Source organism: Arthrobacter sp. ISL-5 (genome assembly GCF_018613835.1).
Taxonomy (GTDB): Bacteria; Actinomycetota; Actinomycetes; order Actinomycetales; family Micrococcaceae; genus Arthrobacter.
In genome coordinates this window covers 55,214-71,622 of the sequence record NZ_JAGGPM010000024.1, presented here as the reverse complement: position 1 = coordinate 71,622, position 16,409 = coordinate 55,214, and the positions used below count along the sequence as shown (strand labels likewise).

Sequence of the window (16,409 nt, the reverse complement as noted above, 5' to 3'; positions counted from 1 at the left end):
TACTGCGTTCATGGGTCTCCCCTCCTGTCGATAGATCACGATCACTGAAACGCTAGCACGCCGCGACGCGGTGCGTCATCAGCGTCATGCCGGTTGCCGTGTCGCTGCCGAACGCTACACCCTCATCCGACATCAGCGTGCCGCGGTAGCGGTCTGCGCCTGGAAGGCCGGCACGACGTGCTCGATGAAGAGCTCGAGCGAGCGTTTCTTCTCCTCATGGGTCAGGCTGTTGTCGGCCCAGAGGCTGAACTCGTCTACGCCGAGTGCCTCGTAGTGGCGGAGCCGCTCGATCACCTCGCCAGGCGTCCCGATTAGTGCCGTCTGGTGGAGGGACTCTGGCGTGAACTCCGGGCGGTCGGCGAACTTCTCTGCAGGGCTGGGCTCGAGGAAACCGTTCTTCGGCGTGGTCTTGTTTCCGAACCAGGCATCAAACGTCCGGTAGAACTTCTGGATGCCCTCGGCCGGACGCCGCCATCCCTCGGGCTCGTCTGCGGGGTGGACATGCGTGTGGCGGAGCACCATGAGGTCCGGGCGGGGGACGCCGGGGTTGTTTTCCACAGCGGTGTCGAACTTGTGCGCAAGGTCTTCGACCTCCTCGTCGCCCTTCATGAGCGGCGTCACCATCACGTTGCAGCCGTTGGCGACGGCGAACTCGTGCGAGGAGATGTCGCGGGCGGCGATCCACATGGGCGGGGTCGGCTTCTGCAGAGGCTTGGGGACGCTGGTCGAGGTCGGGAACTGCCAGACCTCACCGTCGTGTGCATAGTCACCTTCCCAGAGAGCGCGAACGGCCGGGACGAGCTCGCGCAAGTGCTTGCCGCCATCGACTGCAGACATGCCGCCCATGAGGCGGTCGAACTCGAACTGGTACGCGCCGCGTGCCAGGCCCACTTCCATTCGGCCGTTGCTGATGACATCCAGGAGCGCCGTCTCGCCGGCTACGCGGAGCGGGTTCCAGAAGGGCGCGATAATGGTTCCGGCGCCCAGCCGGATGCGGGACGTGCGTGCTGCCAGGTATGCAAGCTGGGGCATGGGGCTGGGAGAGATTGTGTACTCCATCGAATGGTGCTCACCAATCCAGACGGTGCTGAACCCTCCGGCTTCCGCGATGAGGGCGAGTTCCGTTAGGTTCTCGAAGCATTCGCGGTGCGAGACGGTCTCGTCCCAGCGCTCCATGTGGGCGAAGAGGGAAAAGCGCATTAGTGACTCCTTCGTTCTGCGGCGAAGTTCGCCGAAACTTCCTGGGTGGGCGCCGCTTCCTGGGCGCCTGCGTTGCGTTCGGCGATGGTTTGGTTACCGCGGGACCAGTGTTCATGCTCGATTTCACGGACAATGACCGTAGTGTTTTCGGGTGCCGCGCCCACTGAGCGTTCGGCAGCCAGGTGAAGCTCGCTGATGAGCGAGCGGAGCTGCTCGGGGGTCCTGCCCCGGGCGATGGAGACTTCGATAAGAGGCATTACGGCTCCTTAGCTCCTCATGATGAAGGGGTCGGCAATGGGGGATTCGTCGGTGTTGATCCAGACGCTCTTGAGCCTGGTGTATTCACGGATGCTTTCCATGCCGTGTTCGACGCCGACCCCGCTGGTCTTGAAGCCTTCCCGGGGTGATTGGGGAGACATGGTGCGGTACGTGTTGACCCAGATGGTGCCTGCCTCCAGGCGGCTCGCCATCCGGTGAGCCCTCGAAAGGTTGGTGGTCCAGATTCCTGCCGCCAGCCCGTAGCTGCTGTCGTTCGCCAGCCGGAGCACCTCTTCTTCTGTTTCAAACGGCATGATCGCAGCGACGGGGCCGAAGATCTCCTCCCGGACCACGCGCATGGAATTGTCGACGTCGGTGAGCACCGTGGGTTCGAAGAAGTAGCCGCCGAGGCCGATATTGGGCCGCCCGCCGCCGGTCAGAACGGTGGCACCTTCGGAGACGCCCAGGTCGACGTAGCTGGCGACTTTGTCGCGCTGGTCCTGGAAGGCCAGCGGCCCGAGTTCGGTGGCGTCAAGGAGCGGGTCTCCGATGACGATGCTGCGGGCGCGGTTGGCGACCCGCTCGAGCAGTTCGTCGTAGACGGACTTGTGGGCGAACACGCGGCTTCCGGCGATGCAGGTCTGGCCGGCCGCGGCGAAGATGCCGGCAACCACTCCCATGGAGGCATTGGCTATGTCCGCGTCGCCGAAGACAATGTTCGGGGACTTGCCGCCCAGTTCCAGCGTCGAGCCGATAAAGCGGGACGCGGTTGAGGAAGCAATGCGGGCGCCCGTGGCGGTGCTGCCAGTAAATGAGATTTTCGCCAGGCGGCGGTCATCGACCAGTGCGGCTCCGGCTTCTGCGCCGAAACCGGTGACGACATTGATGACACCGGGCGGGAAGCCGGCTTCGTCGGCAAGCGCGGCCAGTCGCAGAACGGTGGCCGAGGTGTATTCGGAAGGTTTGATCACTATGGTGTTGCCCGTCGCGAGGGCGGGGGCGAGCTTGCTGGTCGTCAGCGTCAGCGGCGAGTTCCATGGAGTGATGGCGCCCACGACCCCGAGGGGTTCGCGGAGGGTGTAGTTCAGCATGGCCCGGCTGGAGCCCGGGATGGTGTCGCCCTGGATTTTGTCAGCCAGGCCGGCGTAGTAGTAGTAATACTCGGGCATCGCGGCGAGCTGGGCACGCATTTCCCGCAGGAGCTTGCCGTTGTCTTCGGATTCCATGCGGGCGAGTTCGTTCCCGTGTTCGCCCACGAGGTCGCCCAGGCGGCGGAGCAGATGCCCGCGCCTGGTCTGGCTAAGGTCCCGCCATGCGGGGTTTTCGAAGGCTGCAGATGCGGCCGACACCGCCCGGGCGACGTCGGCTTCGTTACCGCGGGCGGCGCGGTACAGCACATCGAGGGTTGCCGGGTTGGTGCTTTCAAAGTAATCCCCGGATGACGGCGCAACCCACTCGCCGTTAATGAAGTGCTCGTAGCGGCGGTCAGTGGACATTTGAATGCTCCTTGATGAAGGCAGTGAGGGTGTTGGCGAGCTCTTGGGGACGCTCCACCGGCATCATGTGGCGGGCACCGCTGATGACGGAGTAGGTGCTGCGGGGGATGGCCGCGGCCAGCCGGGCGCTCATCTCCGGCGTCGACCCCGGGTCCAGCTCTCCAGTCACGGCATGGGAAGGAACGGTGATCCGGGGGAGTTCGGGCGCAATTTCCGCGTCTGCCGTCGCGAACACGCGATAGCAGGCCAGGAAGGATCGGGGGTCGTTGCGAAGCAGCACTTCCCTCGTCGCCTCTACCAATTCCGCCGGGACGGGGGACCCTTCCGGGTACCACCGACGGATTGATGCCTCCACCGTCGCGGGAAAGTCAGATGCCGCTGAGGCCAGACGCATCATCACCGTGGCGTGCTCCTGCGCTGTACGGTCACATACCGATCCGACGGAAACCAGAGAGGACACCAGGTCGGGACGGAATCGGGCCAAGTGCTGCGCTACGAGGGCACCCAGTGAAAACCCCACGACATGGGTGCCCGGTTCCAGGCGTTCTGCGACGTCCGCCGCCAGCTCGGCAAGTGTCACCCCTTCGGGCGCAGCTTTTCCGCGGTGTCCGTGCCCAAGGAGTTCGAGGACCTGAACGTCGTATTCCGGTTCGAGGAATTCACGCAGAGGCCCCCACATCGACCCGTCGAGGCCGACGCCGTGGATCAGTGCTACGCGGACGCGGCTCACGACGGCGGTCACCTACTTCGTTTCGGTGGCGAACGCCGCAAGGCGCTGCTGGGGGCGGCCCTGGGCGGCGGCGGCGAGGGCGATTACGATTTCATCGGCGTGCGGTGCGTCATTGATCCGCACCTCGATGCTCTGGTGGTGGGAGCGGATAGTCGCGTCTGTGATGTGCTTGAGCGGAATATCAAACACCACACCCGCCGGGCCGCGCTTTTCCACTGCCGGCAAGAGCGTGGTGGCGTTGGCCGCGTCGCGGAAATGATTTCCGAAGGCAAGGGTGTGGATGAGTCCGGAACCGTGCTCGATTTCCCCGTTCAGGCCCACGATGGCAGCTTTGCCGTACGCTTCGGCAGGGGCGCCGAGGGCTTCAAGCACGCGGGGGGCGAGCAGGGCGCCGATATCGGACGCGTTCCCGTCGATTCCCGCTGAAAGGTCCTCGACAAATCCCTGGCCGGCCCAGGGGTTCTTGACAATGGCGGCGACGACGGCGACCCGTGCTGCCGGCGTGACTTCCCGGCCACCCTCAATGAGGACGTCTTCGGTCAGTGTGACGATTTTGCGGATGCTCATGAAATTAGATCTCCTAGGGTGTCTGCTTTGACGATGGGGTCCGTAAGCCGGTCCCCGATGCGTGAGTGTGGGCGGGGTCCGGTTGATGCGCCGAGGGCGACAACGATCTCTCCGGGCCGGGGCGCATCACTGATCCGGGTGGTGATGGTCTGGTAGTGCGTGCGGGTGGCGGCGGCATTCTTGTGCCACAGCGGTACTACGAGTGAGGCGCCGGCGTCGGCCCGGTCGTCGGCGAAGCAGATGATCGATTCGCCGTCGAAGTACTCCCGGACGAGGTTGCCGAAGAACGGCGTGTGGATGAGGGCTGCGCCGTGTTCAATCTCGCCGGCGGTGCCGACAATTGCTGCTTTGCCGAAGGCCTGGATTGCGTCCACGCCCCCGAGTTCCTTGGTGAGCACGTCGGTGAGTTTGCGTGCAAGCACCGGGGCCAGCTGGATTACTTCCTCGTTCAGGTCGTCGGTGGCCTTCCCATCCAGCCAGGGGTTGGTGACCACGGCCGCTGCCGTGGCGCGGATGGCGGGAACGGCGGGGGAGAGACCGTTCTCGAGCAGGATCTCCTCGCTGTAATAGACGATCTTGCGGATACCCAAGCCTTGATCGTTCATCATGTAGTCCCGGCCAAGATGGAAAAGCGCATTGATAGCTCCTTGCAGTCGTTGGAAAAGTAGGGGCTTTTCAGCCGTTGGTTTTGTGTTGTTCTGTTGCGACTTCCCGCGCTGACGTGACGACATGATCGCGCATGGCCCATTCCGCGCCCATGGCATCTTTGGCCCGGATCATGTCCACGACCTTCCGGTGCTCGGCCACCGAGCGCGAGATGCGTCCCGGATGCGCGACGGTGGCCGCCACGAGGCGCTGGTAGTACGCGAGCTGGTTCATAAGGGTCCGGTACTGCTCTGCCAGCTTGCGGTGGTCGCTGCCATCGACGATGAGCTGGTGAAACTCGTGAACAAGCCGTGCATACGTCTCGGAGTCGCCGTTCTGCGCCGCCTCCTCCGAGGCTTCAATGTTGGCATCCAGTTTCTCCAGTTCCGGCACCGGTCCGCGGCGCGCCATCAGCCCGGCGGCGAGGCCTTCCAGGATCTCCTTGAGCTGGAACATCTCGACAATCTCGCGGCGGCTTGGTTCCCGCACGAAGGTCCCGACCTTTGGCCTGATCTCCACAAGCCCTTCAGCCTGCAGCTGCTTCAGGGCCTCCCGAACGGGAGTCCGGCTGACGTTGAACTCCTGGGCCAGGATCGTCTCACTGAGCGCTGTCCCGGCCGGATAGTCACCGCTGAGCACCAACCGACGGAGCCGGTCCAGCAATGGAGGAATCGGCAGCTCGATGACCTCGTCCGTTGATGCTCTCTTTGAACTCTCTTGCATGGTAGATAACGCTACACGGCGCATTTCCGCTCCGTCAAGAACTTGCATACATCAGTTTCAACGATCCCACCCATGCTCCAGGAAAGCCCGGAAACAAGCGGTAGTTCAGGGCTGATTATGAACTGAGACACGTTTTCTTGCCGCCACCTATTGACCTGCGTCACATTGACGATCTACCGTCTGTTGTATGGAACAGACATCCACCAGCGTTCCGCCGGCGCCCGTTGAGGCCCTAGGCGACGCTCCCCATCCGGTTATTCCTCCTCATCGCTTGGGATCCGTTTTCTGGATCTCCCTGGGTCTCATTGCCGCGTTCGTCATCTGGGCGACGGCATTTACCGACAACCTCAACACCACCATGACGGCCGCCCTGAACTGGGTGACAGGGTCTGTCGGGTGGGGGTACCTGGCGGTCACCCTCGGACTCATCGGCCTGCTGGTATACATCATGTGCAGCCGTTACGGCACACTCCGGCTGGGCACCTCAACCTCACGCCCGGACTATCCGACCTATGCCTGGCTGGCAATGATCCTGTCGGCCGTAATGGGCGTCGGACTCATCAGCTACGGCGTCGCCGAACCCATCTCACACTTCGTCGCACCGCCCCACGGCTTGGCTGAAGCCGGCACACGCGAAGCGGCTGTCCGGGCCATGCAGTTCAGCTTCTTTGACTGGGGTCTTCACGCCTGGGCGGTCTTCGCCGTCTTCGGCCTCGCCATTGGTTATTCCACGCACAGGCTGAATCGAAGCACTCTGGTCTCCACCATGCTCCGTCCCATCCTGGGCAAAGCCGCCGATGGCTGGGGCGGCAAGGCGGTCGACGTCCTCGTGATCATCGCGACGCTCTTTGGAACCACCACCTCGCTGGGCCTTGGTGCAGCACAGATCGACAACGGCATGCAGAGCGTCTTTGGTCTGCCCGGAGGCACGGTCATGCAGATTGGCATTGTCGCGGTAATCACCGTGCTATTTACCGCGTCGGCCCTGAGCGGCGTCCACCGCGGAATCCGCTACATCAGCCAGACCACCATGGTCCTGGCCGTGGGCCTGCTGGTTTTTGTCCTCGTCACCGGCCCTACCAACTTCATCAGCAACCTGTTCTTCGAATCCGTAGGCCGCTACCTCAATGACTTCATCTCCACGAGCCTCATCACCCCGCAATCCGATACGGAATTGCAGTGGATGCAGTGGTGGACCTACTTCATGATGGCCTGGTGGATCGCTTGGGGCGCCTTCGTCGGCGTCTTCCTCGCCAAGATCTCCCGCGGCCGGACCATCCGCCAGTTCATCGTGGGCGTCCTGGGCGTTCCCAGCCTTGTGTTCTTCATTTGGTTCACCGTCTTCGGCGGTACCGCGATCCACAGCGACATGACCGGGGACGGATCCATCGGCAAAGCAGCGACGGCGGACGTCAACTCAGCGTTCTTCGCAATGCTTGGACATCTGCCCCTGCCGACCATCACCTCCGCCATTACCATCCTCCTCGTCGTGCTGTTCTTCGTCTCGGGGGCCGACGCCAACACCTACGTCCTGAGCATGCTCTCGAGCAAGGGTGTTCTCACCCCCAAGCGCCCGGTGCTTGTCGTCTGGGGCGCTGTCACCGGTATCACCGCGATCGTGCTCCTGCTGGCCGGGGGCCTCGCCGCCCTCCAACAGGCGGTCATACTCTCGGCCGCACCATTCACCGTCATCGTGGTGCTCCTGGCAATCTCACTGATGATCGAATTGCGCCGCGACCCCGAAATCCAGGCCATGCGCTCACTGGACCGCCTGGTCATAGCGACCGATGCCGCAAACCGGGAAGAGGAAGAAAAATGAACACAGTATCCACCGGCCTCTCCACCAGGGCAGCCAAGGTGACCGAGGCCTGGTCGGCAGCGTGGAACGAAGGCGACACCACCTTGTTGGAAGAGCTGCTCGGACCCGGGTACGAGCGCCACTCCGCCGGATCCAAAGGCAGCCAATCGTCCACGGAACTCATAGAGACCATCAGGGCCTCGCGCGCTGCCTTTCCGGACCTGCAAACCACGATCGATGCGATCATCGAAGACGGCGACCACATGGCCATCTTCTGGCACAGCACCGGCACTCACCGGAACGAATTCCTTGGCGTACCGCCTACCCGGCGCTCCGTCAATACCTTCGGATCCAATCACTGCGTGTTCAACAACGGCAAGCTCGTCACTGAACACGTGACGTGGGATCCGCGACAGCTTCTCTCAGCCCTCGGCATCATTTCACTGGAGTCAGAATGAACGACACAACCGCACCGGCCCTGGCCCCCGACGTTGACCCGACGCTCGTCCGTGCCTTTAACAAGCAATTCGTCACCGGCGTCACTGTAGTCACAACGGACGACGACGGCGAACCACGCGGTCTGTGCGTGAACGCCTACGCCTCCATCTCCTACGACCCGCCCGTCGTCATGGTCTGCGTCCAGCACAGCTCCAGCACCCACCCCTCTCTCTTCAGGGCAACCCACCTGGGTATAAACATCATGGCTAACGACCAAAAGGATGTGGTGGGTGTCTTTGCCGGCAAGAGTGAGAACAAGTTTGCCCAGGTGGAGTGGACGCCGGCGCCGCACGGCTCCCCAATGATCTCGGGCGCCGCGGCCTCACTGGAAGCCGAGATCAGGGAACGCTTCCAAGCGAAAACCCACACTGTGTTCATCGGACGCGTCCGCCACGTGACCGTCGCCGACAAAGAGCCCATCGTCTACAGGGCGGCGCACTTCTACGACGGCGGTGCGCTGGCCGAGCTTCCCTGATCTCCCGAACCACGATGAGGCCACAAAATCCCGGGCCACTGATCCTGCCGCATGAGGAAGAAGTATCAATGAGCAATTCCACCGAACAGGAGAGCCGCCTCCTGGACTCCGTACCTACAGGCCTTCTGATTGGCGGGCAATGGATCGCCGCCGCCTCCGGCAAGGTCTTCGACGTCGAGGACCCGGCAACGGGCAAGGTCCTGATTTCTGTTTCGGATGCCGGGAGCGAAGACGCCATGGCCGCTCTTGATGCAGCCGACAAGGCCCAAGAGACCTGGTCAAGGACGGCCCCGCGCGAACGCGCTGAAATCCTGCGGCGGGCCTTTGACCTGGTCACCGAACGGGCCGATGACTTCGCGCTGCTGATGACCCTGGAGATGGGCAAACCGCTGGCCGAAGCCCGCGGCGAGGTGACCTACGGGGCCGAGTTCCTGCGCTGGTTCTCCGAGGAAACCGTCCGCGACTACGGCCGCTACCTCACGACGCCCGAGGGCAAGAACAAGATCCTTGTCCAGCACAAGCCCGTGGGCCCCTGCCTGCTGATCACGCCCTGGAACTTCCCCTTGGCCATGGCCACCCGTAAGGTTGCTCCCGCCGTCGCCGCGGGGTGCACGATGGTGCTCAAGCCGGCCAAGCTGACCCCGCTCACCTCCCAATTGTTCGCACAGATAATGCTGGAGGCTGGACTCCCGGCCGGGGTCCTGAACGTGGTCTCATCCAGCAGTGCGTCCGGGATCTCCGGCCCGCTGCTGGCAGATCCGCGGCTGCGCAAGGTCTCCTTCACCGGCTCCACCCCGGTCGGCAAGCGCCTCATGGCCGACGCCGCGCAGAATGTCCTGCGGACCTCCATGGAGCTCGGCGGCAATGCCCCGTTCATCGTGTTCGAGGACGCCGATCTGGACCAGGCCGTCGAAGGGGCCATGGCCGCGAAGATGCGGAACATGGGCGAGGCCTGCACCGCGGCCAACCGCTTCCTGGTCCAGGAATCCGTGGCCGCCGAGTTCACCCGGAAGTTCGCCGCGGCCATGGGGGCACTGACCACGGGCCGCGGCACCGAACCGGCCACCCAGGTGGGTCCGCTCATCGATGCCGGTGCCCGCGACGACGTGCATGCGCTGGTGAGCGCCGCCGTCGACGCCGGTGCCACCGCCATCACCGGCGGCTCACCCGTGGACGGTCCCGGTTACTTCTACCAGCCCACCGTCCTGGCCAACGTCCCGAACGACGCAGCGATCCTCCGCCAGGAAATCTTCGGGCCCGTCGCCCCGGTCACCACCTTCGCCACGGAAGAGGACGCCATCCGGCTGGCCAACGCCAGCGAATACGGCCTCGCGTCCTACATCTACAGCCGCGACTTCAACCGGCTGCTGCGCGTGGCCGAACAGATCGAATTCGGCATGGTCGGCTTCAACGCCGGCATCATTTCCAACGCAGCAGCACCATTCGGAGGCGTCAAGCAATCAGGGCTCGGCCGTGAGGGCGGATCCGAAGGCATAGCCGAGTACACCACCACCCAATACATCGGCATATCTGACCCCTACGCAGGCTAGGGGCATGAGTCCTTGGATACGGACAACGAAACCGGAAAAGCCCCTCGTCGAGGGGGCTTTTCCGGTCTGCTGCCGGAATCCGGCCGGCGAAGGGCTCAAATCCACTTCGGGGCGGCCGGAACCATACCGTTTGGGGCTGCGGGGCCGCTGGCGGTGACGCCGCCGTGGCCGCGGCCTGCGGCCCATTCGACGACGGCGGCCAGGGGCCCGGAGACCACGGTGGGGGACGCCGACGTCGAGTCCCCGAACGTGAGATCGCGGTCCGTTACCTTGACCACGAGACCCGCATCGGTGCCGCGGGCCTTCCAGGCGCCGGTGATGTCCGTGAGCAGCCGCTCCAGCACGGGCGCCGGGATGTCGGCGAAGGTGGCGCCGTTGTCGAGGTCGACGGCGTGCATCCAGACTTCGCGGGTGCGCATCCATACCGTTTCCGTGGCAGGGACTTCCCGGCCCTGGATCGTCCGCACTTTGTGGTGCCAGGCATCCTCGGGCAGGTCCCGCCATTCGACGCTCAGGTGGACCGCTGAGTGGTCGAACAGGTTCCGCAGGGCGATCGGGCTCAGTGTGGCGCCGAAGTTGATTTCGTGGTCCCGCACCGACGTGGAGGCATACATGGGTGTCTCCACGCCGGTGCCCGCCCACTCGACCAGCCGCGCGATGGCCCGCGCGTTGTAGCCGATGTGGGCCGTCACGTGGCGGCGGGTCCAGCCGGGCAGCAGGGACGCGCCGTCGAGCTCTGCGTCGGTGAGTTCGTTGAGCTTGCGGGCGAAGAACGCCGTGCCCCGGCGCGCCTGCAGCAGTGCCGCAAGCAGCTCCGGGTCCGTCGTCTGGTCGTGGCGGGCGACCATCAGGCTTCCTTGACCACGCGGTTCTTCAACTGGCCCAGTCCCTCGATGGTGGTGACCAGGACCTGGCCTTCCTGCAGGTAGCGCTTGGGGTCCTGGGCATGGCCCACTCCGCCGGGGGTGCCGGTGGCGATCACATCTCCGGGGTTCAGCGTGATGATGGTGGAGATGTAGGAGATCAGGAACTCCGGGGTGAAGACGAGGTCTCCGGTGGGGGTCTGCTGCTGGACTTCGCCGTCCACGGCCGAGGTCATCATCGGGCCGGCACTGAATTCGTCCTTGGTCACCAGTGCGGGGCCGAACGGGGTGGACTTTTCCCAGGTCTTGCCCTGCAGCCACTGGATGGTGCGGAACTGGTAGTCGCGCATGGACACGTCGTTCAGCACGGCGTACCCGGCGATGTGGGCGGGTGCGTCGGCTTCGCTGATCCGGCGTCCCTTCTTGCCGATCACGACGGCGAGTTCGGCTTCCCAGTCGACGGTGTCGGATTCCTGCGGCAGCGCCAGGTCGTCGTTCGGTCCGATCAGGGATTCCTGGTACTTGGCGAACAGGGTGGGGTACTCCGGGATCTCCCGGCCCATTTCCTTGATGTGGTTGCGGTAGTTATGCCCGACGCAGATGATCTTGCCCGGGAACGGCACGACGGCGGCGAGGTCCGCGCCGTCGAGCGCGTGCGTTGCGCCGTTGGCTGCCTTCGCCGTCGCCTCCCAGGAGGCGTCCTTCAGGAGTTCGCCGACGTCGGCGAAGCCGTCGATCTCGGTCAGGGTGTCGCCGTCCTGGCGGACGGCCTTCGTCGTGCCGGTCCCGGTGCGGAGGGTGAGGAGTCTCATTGCTTGTTGCGTCCTTCGGTGTAGGTGCGGTTGAAGTTCAGTCGTTCAAAGATGGGGGCGTCGCTGAAGCGGAAGAGATCAAACTCCGTGTCCGCCTGCAGGGACCATTCGGCCCAGGACGGGACGACGAACAGGTCGCCCTTTGCCAGGTTCCTGGTTTCGCCGTTGAGGACCACGGAGCCGGTCCCTTCGAAGACCTGCCAGACGCTGGACCCGACCTCGCGGAAGGGCTCGGTGGTGGCGCCGGCGCGGAGGCGGTGGAACTCGGCACGGATGGTGGGCATCACGTCCCCGCCGGTGGTCGGGTTCGAGTAGCGGACGGCGGCGTGGCCCTGGCTGACGGTGGCCGGGTGGCCCTCGTCCTCGAGGAGCAGCTGCTCGCGCAATGCGCGGTCGGTGTGTTCCCAGCGGTAGGCGGCGATGGGGGAGCTCGTGGTGTCATCGAGTCCGGAGAGCGGCCGCAGGCCGGGGTGGGCCCAGAGCCGTTCGGAGCGGGAGATGTCCGGGGTGGCGTCGTCGGTGACGCGTTCGGTGCCGAACTCGAAGAACCCGGCGTCGGCGTAGTGCACGAACGGGATGTCCAGGCCGTCGATCCAGGCCATCGGCTGATCGGTGTCGTTGTGGTGGCCGTGGAAGTTCCAGCCCGGGGTCAGCAGGAAATCCCCACGGGACATCCGCACCGGATCCCCGTTCACCACGGTCCAGACGCCTTCGCCCTCGACGACGAAGCGGAAGGCGTTCTGCGAGTGGCGGTGCTCCGGGGCGGTCTCGCGGGCACCGAGGTACTGGATCGCCGCCCACAACGTGGGCGTGGCATACGGCGTGCCCGCCAGGCCCGGGTTCGCCAGCGCAATCGCCCGCCGCTCCCCGCCCCGGCCCACCGGCACCAGGTCACCGGCACGCGCTGCCAGCGGATACAAATCGTTCCAGCGCCACACATGCGGCACCGCCTTCGGGGTGGGGACCATTGGCATCAGATCCCCGATCTCCGTCCACAAGGGGATCAGGTTCTCGCGGTCAAAATCCCGGTACAGCTCTTCCAGCTGGGCAGCCTCTTCGGGCGTCGGCTCCAGGGCAGTGTGCCCCGCGGCCACTGATTCATGGGTCGTGTTCTCGGCGCTGATGGACACGTGGGCCTCCTCGATAGGTCAGAACAGTTCTTTGGCGTAGTTCGACCCTACGGATGGAGCAGTGTGACCCCCAGCATATTCTGCTGGTCAGAATTCCTTGTTTGGTGCCGAGACTGCTGGGTGCTCAGTCCGGCTCGGCCGGATTTGCCGCGATATCGATCTCCAGCTGCCGGCAGGTTTCGCGAAGGGCGGGGACAAGCCCGGCGTCGAACACCCTGCGGAAGCGGGTCGCGGGAGTGGCGACGCTGAGGGCGCCGACTACGTGCCCGTGCCGGTTGTGCAGGGCGATGCCGAGGGCGCTCACGCCCTCCTCCGTGCCTTCAAAGTTGGCCGCGAAGCGGTTGCTGCGGATGGACTCAAGCTCGCGCAGGAACGCCGGGTACTCCGCCGCGGGAATCGTGTCCCCGCCAATTTCGGCATTGTTGCTACGGAAGAGCTGTTCGATCATTGGGGGCTCCAGTTCGGCGAGCATGGCCTTGCCCCCGGAGGTCTTATTGGCTGGCATCACCGTCCCCTGCCGGTCACCGACCCGCAGCACATTGCCTCCCTCCACCGTGGCCAGGAACCGCACCTTAGTGCCCACCCGAACCATGAGGTTGACGGTTTCGTTGAGCTGCGCTGAGAGCAGCTCCATGTGCGGCTGGGCGAGCGAGCGGAGCAGCCTGGTCCAGCCCAGTCCGGCCGGCCCGACCCCCATTGCCGGACCGGGCACGTAGCGGCGGTTTTCATCCTGCACGGCGAACCCCCGGTAGACCAGCATCGCCAAGAGCCGGTGGGCGGTGGACCGAGCGACGCCCAGCTCCTCGGCGGCGTCCTTGAGCCGCAGCGCCCCGCCGTCGCGGAGCAGCTGCAGGAGCTGCAGCGCGTTGTCCACCGCCTCGATGGAATAGGTGGGCCGCTTCTGGACGGGCTTCCGGGACGATTTGGACGATGGGATGTTCTGCACATCAGAATTCTATGGTGCTTCCCCTGCCATGGCGCGGACAGTAGTGGGATGAATCACACACTTCCCGCTGCAGCGCCGCACGGGTCCTCGCCGGGGGCTCCTAGCCCCACTGCCGCTGATGGGCCTGCATCCCGCTTCTCCAAGGGCTCGGCCGCGGCCGTCCTCGTCTGCTGGCTACTGGTGGTCTTCGATGGCTACGACCTCATCGTCTACGGCACCGTCCAGTCCTCCCTGATCTCCGAGACCGGCTGGGGGCTGAGCAAGGCCACCGCCGGAACCATCGGATCCATGGCCTTCGTCGGCATGATGATCGGTGCGATCTTCGCCGGCCGGATGGCCGACTCCTGGGGCCGCCGCCGCACCATCCTCGGCTGCGCCATCATCTTCTCGATCTTCACCATCCTTTGCGCCTTCGCTCCCAACGCCGCCGTCTTCGGCGCCCTGCGGCTCCTCGCCGGCATCGGGCTCGGCGGCCTGGTGCCCTCGGCCAATGCCCTCGTTGCCGAACTGGTCCCGACTAAATGGCGGTCCACCGTTGCCACCCTGATGATGTCCGGCGTTCCGATCGGCGGATCCATCGCCGCTCTCGTCGGCATTCAGATGATCCCCGCCTTCGGCTGGGAGTCCATGTTCCTCGTGGCCGTGCTGGCCCTGGTGATCGTGGTGCCGCTGGGATTGAAATACCTCCCGGAGACGCTGGCCCCGGCCAGTGCCACGGATAGCGCCGCCGACAAGGCCGCCCGCAGGGCGACCGGCAACGTGGCCAGCAGCGGCGGCACGATCAAGGAACCGTCCGGCTTCTCCTCCCTGCTCCGCGCCCCCTACCTCGGGGTCAGCCTGCTGTTCGCCTTGGCGACGATCGCCACCCTGTTCGCCTGGTACGGGCTGGGCACCTGGCTGCCCAACCTCATGCAGCTGGCCGGCTACAACCTGGGCTCCGCCCTGACCTTTGCCCTGGCCCTCAACCTCGGGGCGGTGGCCGGCTCGGTCATTACGGCCTGGGCAGGCACCCGCTTCGGTCCGATTCCGACGGCGATCGCCGCCGCCGCCGTCGCCGCAGGAGCTCTCGTGGTCCTCGTCATCGGGCCGCCCGTCGGCGTCGTCTACTTCATGCTGGTCCTCGCCGGCGTCGGCACGCACGGCACGCAGTGCCTCATCATCGCCGCCGTCGCCAGCCACTATCCCGGACACCTGCGGGGGACCGCGCTGGGCTGGGCGCTGGGGACGGGCCGCATCGGCGCCGTCGCCGCACCCCAGGTAGGCGGCCTCCTGCTGGCCGCCGGATTGGGCGTCAATTCCAATTTCCTGGCCTTCGCCGGTGCAGCCGCCATCGCCGCGGTGCTGCTGACCGCCGTCGGCCTCAAACTCAAGTCAAAACTCTCAAACTCCCCTCACCCTCACCCTCACCAACAGGAGCAAGCAATGTCTGAGCACGCCACGTCCACCGATGTCCTCGTCATCGGAGGGGGAATGGCCGGACTGGCCGGAGCCCTCGCGCTGCGTGAGAACGGCGCCAACGTCACCCTCGTGGAGCGGGCCCCCGAATTCGGCGAGGTCGGCGCGGGGCTGCAGATGGCCCCCAACGCCTCCCGCGTCCTCCGGCGCTGGGGACTCCTGGAAAAGGCACTGGAGATCGGTGTCCAGCCCAAGCACCTGGTCTTCCGCGACGCCGTCACCGGCGAGGAGCTCACCCGCCAGACGCTCGGCGGGGAATTCGCAGAACGCTACGGTGCGCCGTACGTCGTGATCCACCGCAGCGACCTGCACCGGGTCCTGCTCGAAGCCTGTGAAGCGGCCGGCGTCCAGCTTGTCAACGACGTTCTGGTCGAGAGTGTTGAAACCGTGAACGGCCGCGGGGTGGCCCACACCGCCGCCGGCGTGGACTACGAGGCCGACGTCGTGATCGGTGCCGACGGACTCAAGTCCACCCTGCGTCCGCTCGTGGCCACCGACGAGCCGGTCTCATCGGCCTACGTTGCCTACCGCGGCACCGTGCCGATCACCGAAAATACGCCTAAGGCCGACTTGGAGGACGTCATCGTCTACCTCGGACCGGACTGCCACCTCGTGCAGTATCCGCTGCGCAAGGGCGAGCTGCTGAACACCGTGGCCGTCTTCAAGTCCCCCTCCTTCGAACGCGGCGAAGAGCAATACGGGGGAGTGGACGAGCTCGAGGCTGCGTACAAGGATTGCGTCCCCGCCGTCCAGGAAGCGCTCAAGAACCTGGGCACCAGCATGCGCTGGCCCATGTACGACCGCGACCCGATCGAAAACTGGGTCGCCGGCCGGATGGTGCTGATGGGCGACGCCGCGCACCCAATGCTCCAGTACCTCGCCCAGGGCGCCTGCCAGGCGCTCGAGGACGCAGCCGTGCTGCAGGACGCCAGCAACGGCACCGTGTTCACCCCGGACGGCGTCAACCCGGGAGCCTGGGACGACGCCATCCGGGAATTCAACCACCTCCGCGCCGGCCGCACCGCCCGGGTCCAGCGCACCGCCCGCGTCTGGGGCGAATCCTGGCACGTCTCGGGACTGGCGCGGACGCTGCGCAACCTGCTCTTCAAGAGTCGGAGGGACAACAACTTCCAGTACAACGACTGGCTGTACGGCCAGACCGGCGACGGCGTGCCGGCCGCAAAGGCGGCTCCCTCCAGGCTGGCGGACCGGCTTTCCGCCTGACACGCCGACGGGTCCCCGGCCCGGCTGCCGGATGAACCA

Annotated in this window: 16 protein-coding genes and 1 pseudogene; 6 read left to right on the top strand and 11 right to left on the bottom strand. The window is 65.3% G+C overall.

Going from position 1 to position 16,409, the window contains the following annotated elements:
* Positions 1-132: 132 nt before the first annotated feature.
* The 7 genes from J7I89_RS12915 to J7I89_RS12885 form a co-directional block, all read right to left on the bottom strand.
* Complete coding sequence (locus J7I89_RS12915; RefSeq protein ID WP_214970835.1) at positions 133-1,200, bottom strand: LLM class flavin-dependent oxidoreductase; 1,068 nt, start codon at positions 1,198-1,200, stop codon at positions 133-135.
* The gene (locus tag J7I89_RS12910; protein WP_214970832.1) at positions 1,200-1,457 is read right to left on the bottom strand and encodes a tautomerase family protein; all 258 of its coding nucleotides are present in this window, start codon (positions 1,455-1,457) and stop codon (positions 1,200-1,202) included. The genes J7I89_RS12915 and J7I89_RS12910 overlap by 1 nt, the downstream gene beginning before the upstream one ends.
* 9 nt (positions 1,458-1,466) lie before the next feature.
* On the bottom strand, positions 1,467-2,954 hold the full coding sequence (locus J7I89_RS12905) for an aldehyde dehydrogenase (protein WP_214970829.1): 1,488 nt from the start codon (positions 2,952-2,954) through the stop codon (positions 1,467-1,469).
* On the bottom strand, positions 2,944-3,684 hold the full coding sequence (locus tag J7I89_RS12900) for an alpha/beta fold hydrolase (RefSeq protein WP_308159894.1): 741 nt from the start codon (positions 3,682-3,684) through the stop codon (positions 2,944-2,946). The genes J7I89_RS12905 and J7I89_RS12900 overlap by 11 nt, the downstream gene beginning before the upstream one ends.
* 12 nt (positions 3,685-3,696) lie before the next feature.
* A complete protein-coding gene (locus tag J7I89_RS12895) occupies positions 3,697-4,251 on the bottom strand; it encodes an amino acid synthesis family protein (RefSeq protein WP_214970826.1) in 555 nt (184 codons plus the stop codon).
* Positions 4,248-4,841, bottom strand: coding sequence for an amino acid synthesis family protein (locus J7I89_RS12890; RefSeq protein ID WP_251045277.1), 594 nt, complete (start codon positions 4,839-4,841; stop codon positions 4,248-4,250). The genes J7I89_RS12895 and J7I89_RS12890 overlap by 4 nt, the downstream gene beginning before the upstream one ends.
* 85 nt (positions 4,842-4,926) lie before the next feature.
* Positions 4,927-5,619, bottom strand: a complete 693-nt coding sequence (locus J7I89_RS12885) for a GntR family transcriptional regulator (RefSeq protein WP_214970822.1) — start codon at positions 5,617-5,619, stop codon at positions 4,927-4,929.
* A gap of 187 nt (positions 5,620-5,806) precedes the next feature.
* On the opposite strand from J7I89_RS12885, the gene J7I89_RS12880 reads away from it, so the two are divergent.
* From J7I89_RS12880 to J7I89_RS12870, 4 genes are all read left to right on the top strand, one after another.
* On the top strand, positions 5,807-7,438 hold the full coding sequence (locus J7I89_RS12880; protein WP_214970819.1) for a BCCT family transporter: 1,632 nt from the start codon (positions 5,807-5,809) through the stop codon (positions 7,436-7,438).
* Positions 7,435-7,875: an ester cyclase gene (locus tag J7I89_RS25215; protein ID WP_251045276.1), complete on the top strand. Its 441-nt coding sequence runs from the start codon at positions 7,435-7,437 to the stop codon at positions 7,873-7,875. Before J7I89_RS12880 ends, J7I89_RS25215 begins: the two co-directional genes overlap by 4 nt.
* Positions 7,872-8,390 carry a flavin reductase family protein gene (locus tag J7I89_RS25210; protein ID WP_251045275.1) on the top strand — a complete coding sequence of 173 codons (519 nt, stop codon included), beginning with the start codon at positions 7,872-7,874 and terminating at the stop codon, positions 8,388-8,390. Before J7I89_RS25215 ends, J7I89_RS25210 begins: the two co-directional genes overlap by 4 nt.
* Before the next feature lie 68 nt (positions 8,391-8,458).
* The gene (locus tag J7I89_RS12870; RefSeq protein ID WP_214970816.1) at positions 8,459-9,940 is read left to right on the top strand and encodes an NAD-dependent succinate-semialdehyde dehydrogenase; all 1,482 of its coding nucleotides are present in this window, start codon (positions 8,459-8,461) and stop codon (positions 9,938-9,940) included.
* Positions 9,941-10,035: 95 nt separating this feature from the next.
* On the opposite strand, the gene J7I89_RS12865 is transcribed toward J7I89_RS12870, so the two are convergent.
* The 4 genes from J7I89_RS12865 to J7I89_RS25790 form a co-directional block, all read right to left on the bottom strand.
* Entirely contained in the window at positions 10,036-10,788 is a 753-nt protein-coding gene (locus tag J7I89_RS12865) for a maleylpyruvate isomerase family mycothiol-dependent enzyme (protein WP_214970814.1), read from the bottom strand.
* A complete protein-coding gene (locus tag J7I89_RS12860; RefSeq protein WP_214970811.1) occupies positions 10,788-11,615 on the bottom strand; it encodes a fumarylacetoacetate hydrolase family protein in 828 nt (275 codons plus the stop codon). Before J7I89_RS12860 ends, J7I89_RS12865 begins: the two co-directional genes overlap by 1 nt.
* Positions 11,612-12,745, bottom strand: coding sequence for a cupin domain-containing protein (locus J7I89_RS12855; RefSeq protein ID WP_214970808.1), 1,134 nt, complete (start codon positions 12,743-12,745; stop codon positions 11,612-11,614). The genes J7I89_RS12860 and J7I89_RS12855 overlap by 4 nt, the downstream gene beginning before the upstream one ends.
* A gap of 124 nt (positions 12,746-12,869) precedes the next feature.
* A complete protein-coding gene (locus J7I89_RS25790; protein WP_214970806.1) occupies positions 12,870-13,691 on the bottom strand; it encodes an IclR family transcriptional regulator in 822 nt (273 codons plus the stop codon).
* A 48-nt stretch (positions 13,692-13,739) separates the two neighbouring features.
* Here J7I89_RS25790 and J7I89_RS12845 point away from each other — a divergent pair.
* Together J7I89_RS12845 and J7I89_RS12840 are read left to right on the top strand one after the other, a co-directional pair.
* Positions 13,740-15,023, top strand: a pseudogene (locus J7I89_RS12845) (MFS transporter); the annotation flags it as partial.
* 90 nt (positions 15,024-15,113) lie between these two features.
* Complete coding sequence (locus J7I89_RS12840) at positions 15,114-16,370, top strand: FAD-dependent oxidoreductase (RefSeq protein ID WP_214971034.1); 1,257 nt, start codon at positions 15,114-15,116, stop codon at positions 16,368-16,370.
* Positions 16,371-16,409 lie beyond the last annotated feature (39 nt).

Coding starts and splice junctions, on each gene's coding strand:
- J7I89_RS12915 (WP_214970835.1), bottom strand. CDS start 1,200: ATGCGCTTTTCCCTCTTCGCCCACATGGAGCGCTGGGACGAGACCGTC.
- J7I89_RS12910 (WP_214970832.1), bottom strand. CDS start 1,457: ATGCCTCTTATCGAAGTCTCCATCGCCCGGGGCAGGACCCCCGAGCAG.
- J7I89_RS12905 (WP_214970829.1), bottom strand. CDS start 2,954: ATGTCCACTGACCGCCGCTACGAGCACTTCATTAACGGCGAGTGGGTT.
- J7I89_RS12895 (WP_214970826.1), bottom strand. CDS start 4,251: ATGAGCATCCGCAAAATCGTCACACTGACCGAAGACGTCCTCATTGAG.
- J7I89_RS12885 (WP_214970822.1), bottom strand. CDS start 5,619: ATGCAAGAGAGTTCAAAGAGAGCATCAACGGACGAGGTCATCGAGCTG.
- J7I89_RS12880 (WP_214970819.1), top strand. CDS start 5,807: ATGGAACAGACATCCACCAGCGTTCCGCCGGCGCCCGTTGAGGCCCTA.
- J7I89_RS25215 (WP_251045276.1), top strand. CDS start 7,435: ATGAACACAGTATCCACCGGCCTCTCCACCAGGGCAGCCAAGGTGACC.
- J7I89_RS25210 (WP_251045275.1), top strand. CDS start 7,872: ATGAACGACACAACCGCACCGGCCCTGGCCCCCGACGTTGACCCGACG.
- J7I89_RS12870 (WP_214970816.1), top strand. CDS start 8,459: ATGAGCAATTCCACCGAACAGGAGAGCCGCCTCCTGGACTCCGTACCT.
- J7I89_RS12865 (WP_214970814.1), bottom strand. CDS start 10,788: ATGGTCGCCCGCCACGACCAGACGACGGACCCGGAGCTGCTTGCGGCA.
- J7I89_RS12860 (WP_214970811.1), bottom strand. CDS start 11,615: ATGAGACTCCTCACCCTCCGCACCGGGACCGGCACGACGAAGGCCGTC.
- J7I89_RS12840 (WP_214971034.1), top strand. CDS start 15,114: ATGTCTGAGCACGCCACGTCCACCGATGTCCTCGTCATCGGAGGGGGA.